Here is an 11,657-nt window from a genome sequence, read left to right as displayed (position 1 = left end):
AACCCCGTCTCGAAGCATGCACCAGGGTAAAAAATCTGTGCCAGTGCTTCGAGACGGCGCAAAAAGCCGCGCCTCCTCAGCACGAACGGATTGTGGGAGGGCAAAAAAGGTTACGGTGTTATTCAGAAGTCATGTGAATTTGAAATAAGGGTTTTATTAGCCCCTCCCACTCACCGACCCGTTCGTGCTGAGGAGGGGTGGTAACCCCGTCTCGAAGCATGCACCAGGGCAAAAAATCTGTGCCAGTGCTCCGAGACGGCGCCAAAAGCCGCGCCTCCTCAACACGAACGGATTGTGCAATTCAAAAAATTCGATAATTATCAATTGGTATGATTATGGTATTTTCTGATAAAGGCCAACCAATTCTGCAGTGCCAAGCACATGGCTGGTCATTGCATCGGACACTATGCTATTGGTTGTACCATCTCCCAAATCCAATACCTTATCCAGTGCATATAAAGTAAATACATAGCTATGTGCACCAAGAGTGGGGCATGGACCACGGTATCCCTGAGTGCCCCAGCTATTCAAGCCTGTGGCTGCGCCATTGGGCACAGGACTCCCTGCATCCAGTTTTGTTACAGTTGGTGGAATATTAAATAAAATCCAATGTGTCCACGTACCCGATGGTGCATCCGGATCAGTAACGATGAGAGCTAAAGATTTAGTATTAGCAGGCATATTATTCCAGCTTAATGGAGGTGAAGCGTCAGCCCCATTGCAGGTATATTGCGTGGGAATTAATGAATTCAACTGAAATGCAGAGCTTTCCAGAGCAAATTTCGCCCCAAAAGCAACGGTATGAAACAAGTTAAATAAGATAAATAAAAGCACAATGTTTTTTTTCATTTTTAACGCCTCAACAGAATTCTATTCTTTAAGAATATAATAATTTTCATTAATTGATAAATTTCTCCGCCCGGAATTAACCAATGAGCGGGTTTTTATTGCTCTGCAAATAAAATTTTCCCAGGTGATAAGACGCATAATCTGTGAGATGTGCCCGATCACGAAAGGTTGGTATCTGATTAATATCAGCCCTGCAACGGCCATTCGGGCATTGTACCGATTGAGGATCAATAATTATTAATTGACTGTATTTTGCTTGCATCCTTGCGAATAATCCATCAATCCATTGATATCTTTCAGGCTGTAAATCAAAATCACATTGGTCGGGGCTGTAGTCTTTTCTTTGCTTTATATGATTATAAAAGCAAACATAAGGATCGCCCTTGGGTGCCAGAGCAATAGTTTTAATCAACACCGGTTTTGCTCCGCTATCAATAATTGTTTGTAATGCTTCATCCAATGCTGTTTCAATGCGCTGTTTTGTCAGTTCATACGAACGTGGATCGTTGAGATTATTTACTATTCTATCATCAAGATAACCATTCCAACTTTCACCTATAATGACATAGTCATAATGATTGCTCTTAATCATGTCGTAATAACGTTTGGTTTGCTCAAAACATTCTTCATAAATGCCCTTTTTATTAAACCAATGGTACTGGGCTATGCTGGGTAAGGTGAGACACGAGCCAGTCGCATGCGCAAGAACGGATGTATTCGCTTTTTCTGCTAAAACTTCCAAAAAACGCCAGTAGTGATTTGAAAAAGAATCTCCAATCATAAAACCTTTTTGACTATTTGGCTTGCTTGAGCCAAGCATGCATGCATTACTGACTTCGGTATTGGCAACTTGAAGACACAAAGGTCTTTGTGGGCTGTCATATTGTTTTAACTGTTTTGTTATCCGTGCGCTTTCAACAAAACGTTGTGGGAACCCTTCATAATGCGTAATGGTAAAAGCACTCAGGTGAAATAAGGCAACCGGTAAAGCAAACAAAAGGATTAGAGTATAAACAGCTTTGGTCTGGCTTAGAGAGCGAGCAGGTTTTTCAATAAAGCGCCAGGAAAGATAAGCCACAATAAAAACGATAACAAAATTAAGTGCTAATCGAAGGGTCGTTTCTTCAAGGCCTAGATAATGGTTCAGCGCAAAGACGGGCCAATGCCAAATGTAGAGGGAATAAGACAGCAAACCTGTAAATACTACTGGTTTACTGGAAAGCAACCGAATCCAGATGGGCTTATACTCTGGCTCACCAGAGGCGATCAGTATCCCTGTTGCCAGGCACAGGATAAGGGCATATTGATTGGGGAAACCTGAACTGATATCGCTGCGTGTTGCAAGAAAAAATAAGGTCAGCAGTGCTGTAAAACTGATGAGATTGATAACATATTTGTTGGACGGGAAGCGAAGGGGTGTAAGAGCCACGCAAGAACCAATTAAAAACTCAAAGATACGGCTAAAAAAGAGATAATAAGTCTGTTCGGTATGATAAATCGATAAATAAAAAGATAATGCAATAAAAAGCAAGGTCAAAAAGTAAATCACCTTGACTATCTTATCCTTACCCAACATTCGGTGCAGCAGATAAAGAGCAATCGGCAAAATCAAATAACATTGCCATTCAATGGACAAGGACCAGGTATGCAGCAGTGGCAACTGGTTGCTGTCTGTGGCGAAGTACCCGGTAGTGACTTTTTCAAAGAACTGATTGGAAATAAACAAGGACGTTTTTCGAGCACTTTTGCTGAATCCCAATAAATCATCAGGGAGATAGAACAGGAAGGTTATAAGCGTCGTTACTACCAACAGGCAGATAAATACCGGCTGTAAACGCCATAATCTTCTGCTGTAAAATCGCGCAAAAGAAAATCGGTTATTTTGCAGGGACTCATAAATGATACCAGTAATTAAAAAGCCGGAAATAACAAAAAAGACATCAACACCCACGAAGCCGGAAGGAAATGTTTTTAAGCCGGCATGAAAAAATAAAACAAAAAGTATAGCAATTGCCCTTAAGCCATCGACATGAGGACGATATGTCATTATGAGGTACTTCCTAATTTTTTAATGCGCCATTTATACCACAAATAAATGGAGCGACACTATTATAATATAATTTTTCACCAGTTCAGGATAATATAAAGGGAAAATACAAGGACTTGGTAAAAAAACATAATGATTAAAAGTGCGTTCAAACAAAACTTATATAGAAAAGTCGGACTGATGATATGGATTGGCATTATCCTTATGGGGCAGGTTTTTGCTAATCCTCAGTCAGTTAAGGACAAACAACCACGAGAAGTAGTGGTCTTAATTCATGGCTTGATGCGTAGCTATTGGAGCATGAAACCTTTAAACACTTATCTGGAAAGTCAGGGCTATCAGGTTTATTACTATAGCTATCCTTCTACAAAATACACTATCTCTGAACATGCTGTTTATTTAAGCAAGTTCATTCAACAGGTCATGGCCAATAATCCCGGTGCAAAAGTTCATTTTGTTACCCACAGTATTGGAGGAATAATTCTCAGGGAGGCCGTTCCTAAGCTTGATAAAGAACAATTTAGCCATGTGGGGTACCTGGTGATGCTGGCACCTCCTAATCAAGGTTCCTTTCTGGCAAAATTAAGTACGAAAATTTTTCCCATGATTACGTCTAAAATCAAACCTTTGTCTGAACTAAGTTCCGAGCCCGATGCTTACGTTCACCACGTCCCCATACCAAAAATCAAGATGGGCATCATTGCAGGACGATTTGATGCGAAGGTACCCCCATCTGCTGCTCGTTTGGAGGGACAAGCTGAACCCGTCATTGTTAATTCTACTCATACTTTTATTATGAATCACTCTAAAACCAGGAGGCTGATCATGAGTTTTTTGAGAAAAGGAACCTTTAGTGAATAGTTTCCTTAATATTGTCCTTTAATAACCTAAAATTGTCTTCTATTAACCGGATTAATTAAATTAATACAGGTAGTATCGCAGGTGAGCTCCTCGCTCATTAGTAGTAAAAAAACTCTATCTTGAAAACCAAAATCTATCCCATTTTGGTTTTCAAGAATTTTTAAAGCCCTATTTATTATCACACTGAATAAAATTCATTTTCTTGCACGACAACATGCCCTTCTGGATAAAATGTCCTTTTTCAACTGTTTTTTGGCCAATTTCAACCAGAACAATTATTTAATTCCGCATAGAATGCTGGCGAATTTGCAGAGTGATGCAAATTTAACCTCAATCTTATAAGGAATTTTTCATGCGTTCAAAAATAATGGAAATTATAAATAACATGCCTGTTGCGACTCTGACTTTATGTAATAAAGGCAAAGATGCTGAGGGGAAGCCTGTTAATACGCCAAAAGAATCTGGCGAATACCTGATTAGTGATCATTTGGCTCAGGCTGCAGTAATCAATAGTCCAAAAGGCGAGATTGGAATTGCTAGCTGGAACATGTGGTGTCCTACTTCAAGACTTGGTCCTGTATTTGGAAAAGCATGGGATAAAATGGGGTATGTAGTTGTTGATGAAACGCAACGAAAGGAGCATATTGTCAAGGCTGCTCAATATATTGTTTCGCTTTTTGCCGCAGGTTTAAGTGCAATGGCACTGCAAGAAGTACCGCAAATTGAAATTGAGGGTGTTTATTTCGAATTATTGTGTGCCAAACTGGAAGAGTTCGGAAAAGCAGAAGATATTCAGTTCGATCTGCACACCTTTAGAAGTACTTTTAGATTAACAAAAGAGCCTGGTCAAGAGACCTTCCATACCTTCGGTACTGCTTTTCTGTCCTTATCCGGCTTTTGTACAGTGACCTCCCAAGAAGCTATTTTAAAGGATAGAGGACAAAAATATGGCATTCAATTAGCAAACGGAGAGAAATGGACCATCTTCAACCATCATGGTGATTTCGTTAATTCCCTGGCTGCCGTGAAGTTCTATCAGGATGCTCTGGGTTCAACTCCGAATGCCTTAATTTGCGCTGATGCCAATATTCCGCGTTCTAATCAAAATGTTGAAAAATTAGGTGATTTGGCAAAACTTGATGAAACCTATAAAACATTAGCGAGCCTGGCTGGTGTAGCCAATGCGATTGAGCAACATACGGAGCAATTGGCTAAAGAAGGAGCCAAGCCAGTAAATACTACTCTGGACTTGATGTTGAGTAACATGCCTGCCCGGTTTGTCGCTAAAGCTGGTTTGGAAAATTTTGCTGCGGCACCTGCGCCAGTAAATCCTAATAGGCTTTTTGGCCAAAGTAAGCCTGCCGAGGGTGATAAGTCTTCTTTGGAAGCAGTTTTCTTCAGATTCTGTTAATTGTTACTATTGATGTAAATGTAGCCCGTATTAGGCGTTAGCCGTAATACGGGACCGTTCATGCTCCGCTCCCGTATTACGGCTAACGCCTAATACGGGCTACAGATCTGAGTCTTCTACACATCTTGGCCATTTCCCGATCTACGTCGTCCTGAGCGCGTCTTTTTGCGCGAAGGATCTCCTGAAAGAGGCATGGTGCCAGTATTTGGAGATCCTTCGCGCAAGGACGACGTGGATCAGGGGGACGACGTAGAACGGAGTAATACAACGATGTGTATAAAAGTCAGCCGTAGGCAGACCGGGCTACAGAACTATCTATATCCTAATTGCTTCAATCTGATGGTCGGGAGTATTATCAAACCCATCCACATTTCCTGTCGTCTCATTTGTGTCATGTGCCTCAGGAGTTAATGAAGTAGGATTATTACTGTCTTCACTTGTAATTCCCTTCTCAAACCCCTTTATCTTACTTAACTTTCCATATGAAGAAGGTTCAGGCATTTCATTTTCCCAGGGGAATGCTGGTAAGGGAGTTATCGGATCACGTATCTTATGTATGCAAGACAATATCCATGAAGCTAAAAGAGACAGCGATAATACTATAACTCCCGAAGCGGCAATTGAACCGATTACTACCGCAGGCCACATAACAGGATACAATGGCAAAAGGGTTGCTAACAGTATCCCTGTTAAGACCATAAAAGCACCCCAAAAAATTAAAGTGCGCGGATTACGCCGAAAAATATTAGGTCGATCTACGCGGGCGTTTAACATGGCGTCTTGTTGTTTTTGAGTCAATATTGCCCCGGTAGGTATTTTGGAGACTATACTAAGGAAGGAATTGACCCCGCGGCCTATATTAACCAGATTATCCTGCTTTTGCGCTCTATCTATCTCGCCTTGGGCCAAGGCGGCCAAGTTTTTATTTAATTCTGCCAAATCCGGGGTCTCGGATTGAGCTATGGTTTTGGCAAGCAGCGTGGCAGAAATAAGACCTGCATTCAAGGCACGGAAATAGGGAACCGCTGCAGCGGCATCACCTGCCAGATAAACATTTTGCGTTCCAATTTTTTTAGCAAAGCATTCACTTTGATAGACATCAAGGGCAACGCCATTAATTTTTACCGTATCAAGAAGTAATTCTTCGTTTAACGTTACTTTTCTTAATGACAACCAGGGTTGAATGCTGTTGAGTAATGATGCCATAGCTGACGAGTCTGGTTTCAAATCAGCGAGTTTGGCGTTAGGGTGTTTTCGTACTTCATTATAGGTTTTTTCATCGACAAAAATGAATAGAGAGACAGGTGTTGTCCCATTTTTTCTTTTGCCTACATTTTCAGAAATAAAATGGTTGACCTGACCCAATGCGGGGCCGTAAGTCGTACCTGGCAGACGCGAGGTTTTTCCATTGACTTTGTATTTAATTTCAACAATATATTGCAGATTTTTATCGACAATCTTTTTATCGTCAAATAATTGTTTGCGGATCGTGCTGTGAGCGCCATCAGCACCAATAATAGTATGCGCACTGGGGTATTGCTGGAGTAATTCATTCGCATCAGTAACTTTGGCTCCTCTTTCAATTTGGATGCCTAATTCCTGTGCAATATTTAAAAAAGTCGTTTCTATTTCTGAAGTAGGAACAAAACCTTTTAATTGTCTGACTTTAGGATAGTGTTTATAAGCTAATGACTTTACTAATGATTCTTCCTCAACCCTTAGAATGTGGTGACGGCTGTATTCATTATTTCGTTCCAACACTTTGATTTGTAATGCAGGATTGTGACACTTTAATTCTATAGCAGTAAACAGACCTACAGGTCCTGCACCGACCAGTACAACATCAGGATTCATAAGGGATCTCATCGTTTATTTGCCGCATAGTGTATCAAAAGTAAATATTTTGATCAATTGAGTCTCTTGTTTTACATTTGGGTTTGAAAAGAGACTTTGAGGAAGCCAGGGTAAGGACACGGGTTTGTAGCCCGGTCTGCTTGCAGCCGGGATCGAAGCGACACGATCCCGGCTGCGAGCAGACCGGGCTACAAAGTTGGCACATGTGATCCTTCGTGCAAAAAGGCGCGCTCAGGGCGACGTGAATCAATTCATCAACTGCTCAATGATCTTCTGCAAAGAATGGGCATTGTCGTAATGAATGACCAATGAGCCTTTTCCTGATTTTCCTGGTTTAAGTTTGACTTGAGTCTGTAAATGCTGTGCCAGAGAGCTTAATTTTTCTTTGTACTGAGGGGCTGGTTCTTCAGTTGCTTTTTCCTCAACAGGCCCTGCTTTTACCCGTTCTACCAGTTTTTCAGTTTCGCGTACGGAAAGATTTTTAGCGATAATCAGTTGGGCAACCTGACTTTGCTGCTCTTCATCCAGCATCAACAAGGCACGAGCGTGTCCCATGTCGATATCACCGTGCTCCAGCAATTTTTTCACCGGGGTGGAAAGAGACAACAGACGCAGGAAATTACTGACTGCAGTTCTTGATTTGCATAACAGATCAGCAACCTGCTGATGGGTTAAAGCAAATTCAGCCGTTAACCGGTGCATGGCACGGGCTTGATCCATGGCATTTAAATCTTCCCGTTGCAGGTTTTCAACCAAAGCCATGGCCATAGCTGTTTCATCATCTACCTGTTTTAAAATAACGGGAACTTCGGTTAAGCCCGCAATCTGGCTGGCGCGCCAGCGTCGCTCACCGGCGATGATTTCATAAAGGCCGGCGCTTAATTCACGTACTATTAAAGGTTGCAGTAAGCCTTGTTTTTTAATGGATTCTGCCAGTTCGTTTAATGGGGCTTCTTCCATTTCCCCGCGAGGCTGGTATTTCCCTGGCTGCAGACAATTAACTGCCAGTTTCAGGTGTTCCGTCTGGGGTTTTTCATCTAACAGAACCGCAGGACCTGACTGACTTAACAAGGCGGATAAATTACGTCCCAAACTACTGCGTTTTACTGTCATAAACTACCCCAAATTAACCTGTTACAGTTTGTTTACTAATTACTTCAGATGCGAGCACCATATAGGCGGCAGCTCCAGGAGAAGTCTTGTCATAATGTAAAGCCGGTAATCCGTGGCTTGGTGCCTCTGCCAGCCTGACATTACGCGGAACTACAGTTCTGTAGACTTTGGCAGGAAAATGTTCTAACAATTGTTTGGAAACTTCAGAGCATAAACGGTTACGCGCATCGTACATGGTACGAAGCACACCCTCAATATGAAGACGAGGATTTACTGAAGATTTAACCTGATCAATAGTAGATAAAAGTGCTGCCAAGCCTTCCAGAGCATAATATTCACATTGCATGGGAATTAACACCGAATCCGCAGCAACAAAGGCATTAATGGTCAGGGTGTTCAAGGCCGGAGGACAATCAATGAGAATAAAATGATAATTGCTTTTTACAGGCTGTAATGCTTTATATAAAAAAGTCTCACGATGGTTGCGTTCCATCAGGCTCACTTCGGCCACAGTCAAATCCCCATTGCCAGGAATTAAATCGTAACCGCAAGTGGTTGCAAGGCAGGCTTGCTCTGCAAGCGCATCATGCAATAAAACATCATTAGTCGTATGCACTAATTGATTTTTATCAACACCACTGCCCATGGTTGCATTGCCCTGAGGATCCAAATCAATCAACAATACCTGCTGGCGATTGGCCGCAAGAGAGGCGGCAAGATTAATTGCAGTAGTGGTTTTACCAACGCCACCTTTCTGGTTGGCAATGGCTATGACTTTCGCCATAATTATTCCTTGGTTGAGTTATCTATAATGACACAGCAGCGTTCACCATCAACACCCTCCACAGTATATCCCTCAACGCGGTATTTTTGTTGAATGGCATCTAATTCTGTATCAGGATAACGCCCCTTCATTGCCAGCCATATTCCGTCTTTGGCAACCAGGTGTTGAGTCCAATGAATCATTTGTTCCAGGCTGCTGAATGCCCTGCTGGTTACTGTATCAAAACCTTGGGCTGGGTGGTAGTTTTCGACTCGAAATTGTACAGTTTCCAGATTTTTTAAGTTCAGTTTGCGTTTTACTTCATTTAAAAAGCGAATTTTCTTGCCATTACTGTCTAATAAAACAAATTGAGCATCCGGCATGGCAATAGCTAAAGGAATTCCCGGCAGTCCTGCTCCTGTCCCCACATCCAGAATGCGAGGACCCTTTACCCAGGGTAAAATAGCCAGGCTGTCCAGCACATGTTTGCTGATCATGGATTCCACATCGCGTACCGCCGTGAGATTGTACGCCGCATTCCATTTATCCAGTAGCAGTAAATACTCTGACAAGGGAGCAGACAAAGACTGAAGATCGAATTGTTCCAGTCCCTGGGGCAGTAAGGTTTTAATTTTTAAATCGTCATTCATGCGCTGAGCCGGTGTTTTTTCAGATGGACTAACAATAGCGATAAAGCTGCTGGCGTAACCCCGGAAATGCGACCCGCCTGTGCCAGTGAAGTGGGTCTTATTTTTACCAGTTTTTGCATGACCTCGCTTGAAAGACCCGTTACTGCACTGTAATCAAGATGTTCTGGAAGAACGGTATTCTCATATTTACGCAATTTTTCTATGTCTTGTTGTTGCCTGTCGATGTAACCGGCATATTTGTTTTGAATTTCAATTTGTTCTGTGACGTCTTGAGGCAAATCCGGCAATTCCAGATCTTCAAGCAATAATAAATGCTGATAGTTAATTTCAGGACGCTTTAAAAATTCTGAGGCACGGTTATCGTGCTGCATGGGTTTTTCCAGAATGTCTTTCAAAATCTCATTATGCCCCACACGAACCCAGGTATTATGCAGGAGCGTCTGATTGCTTTCTATAGCTTCTTTTTTTCTGGAAAAAATGTCCCAACGGGCATCACCAACCAAACCTAATTCACGGCCTTTGGCGGTCAGACGCAGGTCTGCATTGTCTTCGCGCAGGAGCAGCCTGTATTCGGCGCGCGAAGTGAACATTCGGTAAGGCTCCTGGGTGCCACAGGTAACCAAATCATCAATGAGTACACCAATATAGGCTTCATCCCGACGAGGACACCACAATTCTTTTTCCTGCACTTGCAATGCAGCATTCATTCCCGCAATAAGTCCCTGTGCTGCTGCTTCTTCATAACCTGTGGTGCCGTTAATTTGCCCGGCAAAGAACAGGTTGGAGATGGCTTTGGTTTGCAGGAAAGAGGTAAGGCCGCGTGGATCAAAATAATCGTATTCTATGGCGTAACCTGGTCTTGTAATGTGGGCGTTTTCAAAACCTTTAATGGTGCGGACAAACTGTACCTGAACATCAAAGGGCAGGCTGGTAGAAATACCATTAGGGTATATTTCATCCGTAGTCAAACCTTCCGGTTCTACAAAGATTTGGTGAGAAAGCTTGTCAGCAAAACGGACAATTTTATCTTCTATCGAAGGACAGTAACGAGGTCCTACACCTTCGATAACACCTGCGTACATGGGGGATTGATGCAGGTTGTTACGAATGATGTCATGAGTCGCTTCCGTGGTATGGGTAATGTGGCAAGCGACCTGTTCCGGATGGTTTTGTATGGATCCCAGATAAGAAAATACGGGCAGTGGCGTATCGCCTGGCTGGATGGTCATCTGGCTGTAATCCAGGCTTCTGCGATCAATACGCGGAGGTGTTCCTGTTTTTAAACGGCCTACTGGCAGTTCCAGATCGCGAAGGCTATTGGCAAGGGCAACAGAAGGAGGATCGCCTGCACGTCCACCAGCGTATTGTCCCATGCCCACATGAATTTTACCGCCCAGAAACGTACCTACAGTAAGGACTACTGCGCGAGCGCGCAAGGTGAATCCCATTTGGGTTACTACACCGCAGACACGCCCATTTTCAATGACCAAATCATCAACTGCCTGCTGAAAAATCGCCAGATTCTGTTGCGATTGCAATTGTTCTCTGATTGCCTGACGGTAAAGAACCCTGTCTGCCTGAGCACGTGTTGCCCGAACCGCCGGGCCTTTTGAGGCATTAAGGATACGAAACTGAATACCAGCCTTATCCGCGGCTTTAGCCATAGCGCCATCCAGGGCATCAATTTCCTTAACTAAATGGCCTTTACCAATACCACCTATAGCCGGGTTACATGACATTTGACCAAGCAAATCCACATTGTGGGTCAGTAACAGGGTTTGTGCACCCATACGTGCAGCAGCAAGGGCTGCTTCTGTGCCGGCATGTCCACCGCCAACCACAATGACATCATATAACTGTTCAAGATTCATTTTTGACCATTAATTGCATAACAAAAAGAGCAATTATACACTTTTTTAGCAATTCTCCCAAGATAGATTCGCTGTAGTTTCGCCATTTTTTAATAAATTTCGGAAAACTCGCAGGGAATTGTATCGTGATAGGTATACAGTTGCTGGCAACTGTCTCTTGAGCACAGCTTTGTAGCCCGTATTAGGCGTAGCCGTAATACGGGAATGAGTTGATTGACACTTCGATCCCGTATTACGG

At 42.8% G+C, this 11,657-nt stretch carries 9 protein-coding genes; 2 read left to right on the top strand and 7 right to left on the bottom strand.

Annotated features, from left to right (window positions below; translation table 11 throughout):
- Nucleotides 1-333: 333 nt before the first annotated feature.
- Nucleotides 334-849: a YbhB/YbcL family Raf kinase inhibitor-like protein gene (locus B094_RS0113500; protein ID WP_018578346.1), complete on the bottom strand. Its 516-nt coding sequence runs from the start codon at nucleotides 847-849 to the stop codon at nucleotides 334-336.
- Nucleotides 850-925: 76 nt separating this feature from the next.
- Nucleotides 926-2,896, bottom strand: a complete 1,971-nt coding sequence (locus tag B094_RS0113495; RefSeq protein WP_018578345.1) for an acyltransferase family protein — start codon at nucleotides 2,894-2,896, stop codon at nucleotides 926-928.
- A 204-nt stretch (nucleotides 2,897-3,100) separates the two neighbouring features.
- Here B094_RS0113495 and B094_RS0113490 point away from each other — a divergent pair, with 204 nt between their 5' ends.
- Together B094_RS0113490 and B094_RS0113485 are read left to right on the top strand one after the other, a co-directional pair.
- The gene (locus B094_RS0113490; RefSeq protein WP_337589153.1) at nucleotides 3,101-3,757 is read left to right on the top strand and encodes an esterase/lipase family protein; all 657 of its coding nucleotides are present in this window, start codon (nucleotides 3,101-3,103) and stop codon (nucleotides 3,755-3,757) included.
- 352 nt (nucleotides 3,758-4,109) lie between these two features.
- The gene (locus tag B094_RS0113485; RefSeq protein WP_018578343.1) at nucleotides 4,110-5,168 is read left to right on the top strand and encodes a hypothetical protein; all 1,059 of its coding nucleotides are present in this window, start codon (nucleotides 4,110-4,112) and stop codon (nucleotides 5,166-5,168) included.
- Nucleotides 5,169-5,483: 315 nt separating this feature from the next.
- Here the strand turns inward: B094_RS0113485 and B094_RS0113480 are convergent, their stop codons facing one another.
- The 5 genes from B094_RS0113480 to mnmG all read right to left on the bottom strand — a co-directional run bounded on the left by B094_RS0113480 (nucleotide 5,484) and on the right by mnmG (nucleotide 11,419).
- Nucleotides 5,484-7,022: an FAD-dependent oxidoreductase gene (locus B094_RS0113480; protein WP_018578342.1), complete on the bottom strand. Its 1,539-nt coding sequence runs from the start codon at nucleotides 7,020-7,022 to the stop codon at nucleotides 5,484-5,486.
- Nucleotides 7,023-7,268: 246 nt separating this feature from the next.
- Nucleotides 7,269-8,135 (bottom strand): ParB/RepB/Spo0J family partition protein, encoded by an 867-nt coding sequence (locus B094_RS0113475; protein WP_018578341.1) that lies wholly within the window; start codon nucleotides 8,133-8,135, stop codon nucleotides 7,269-7,271.
- A 13-nt stretch (nucleotides 8,136-8,148) separates the two neighbouring features.
- On the bottom strand, nucleotides 8,149-8,919 hold the full coding sequence (locus B094_RS0113470) for a ParA family protein (protein ID WP_018578340.1): 771 nt from the start codon (nucleotides 8,917-8,919) through the stop codon (nucleotides 8,149-8,151).
- Nucleotides 8,920-8,921: 2 nt separating this feature from the next.
- Nucleotides 8,922-9,548: a 16S rRNA (guanine(527)-N(7))-methyltransferase RsmG gene (rsmG, locus tag B094_RS0113465; RefSeq protein ID WP_018578339.1), complete on the bottom strand. Its 627-nt coding sequence runs from the start codon at nucleotides 9,546-9,548 to the stop codon at nucleotides 8,922-8,924.
- The gene (gene mnmG / locus B094_RS0113460; protein WP_018578338.1) at nucleotides 9,545-11,419 is read right to left on the bottom strand and encodes a tRNA uridine-5-carboxymethylaminomethyl(34) synthesis enzyme MnmG; all 1,875 of its coding nucleotides are present in this window, start codon (nucleotides 11,417-11,419) and stop codon (nucleotides 9,545-9,547) included. The genes rsmG and mnmG overlap by 4 nt, the downstream gene beginning before the upstream one ends.
- Between the last annotated feature and the right edge of the window lie 238 nt (nucleotides 11,420-11,657).

This window comes from Legionella shakespearei DSM 23087, assembly GCF_000373765.1.
Taxonomy (GTDB): domain Bacteria; phylum Pseudomonadota; class Gammaproteobacteria; order Legionellales; family Legionellaceae; genus Legionella; species Legionella shakespearei.
This window is presented reverse-complemented; position numbering and strand designations above follow the sequence as displayed.

What these genes read in the sequence shown, in the direction of transcription:
- B094_RS0113500 (WP_018578346.1), bottom strand. Translation starts at nt 849, where the DNA reads ATGAAAAAAAACATTGTGCTTTTATTTATCTTATTTAACTTGTTTCAT.
- B094_RS0113495 (WP_018578345.1), bottom strand. Translation starts at nt 2,896, where the DNA reads ATGACATATCGTCCTCATGTCGATGGCTTAAGGGCAATTGCTATACTT.
- B094_RS0113490 (WP_337589153.1), top strand. Translation starts at nt 3,101, where the DNA reads ATGGGGCAGGTTTTTGCTAATCCTCAGTCAGTTAAGGACAAACAACCA.
- B094_RS0113485 (WP_018578343.1), top strand. Translation starts at nt 4,110, where the DNA reads ATGCGTTCAAAAATAATGGAAATTATAAATAACATGCCTGTTGCGACT.
- B094_RS0113480 (WP_018578342.1), bottom strand. Translation starts at nt 7,022, where the DNA reads ATGAATCCTGATGTTGTACTGGTCGGTGCAGGACCTGTAGGTCTGTTT.
- B094_RS0113475 (WP_018578341.1), bottom strand. Translation starts at nt 8,135, where the DNA reads ATGACAGTAAAACGCAGTAGTTTGGGACGTAATTTATCCGCCTTGTTA.
- B094_RS0113470 (WP_018578340.1), bottom strand. Translation starts at nt 8,919, where the DNA reads ATGGCGAAAGTCATAGCCATTGCCAACCAGAAAGGTGGCGTTGGTAAA.
- rsmG (WP_018578339.1), bottom strand. Translation starts at nt 9,548, where the DNA reads ATGAATGACGATTTAAAAATTAAAACCTTACTGCCCCAGGGACTGGAA.
- mnmG (WP_018578338.1), bottom strand. Translation starts at nt 11,419, where the DNA reads ATGAATCTTGAACAGTTATATGATGTCATTGTGGTTGGCGGTGGACAT.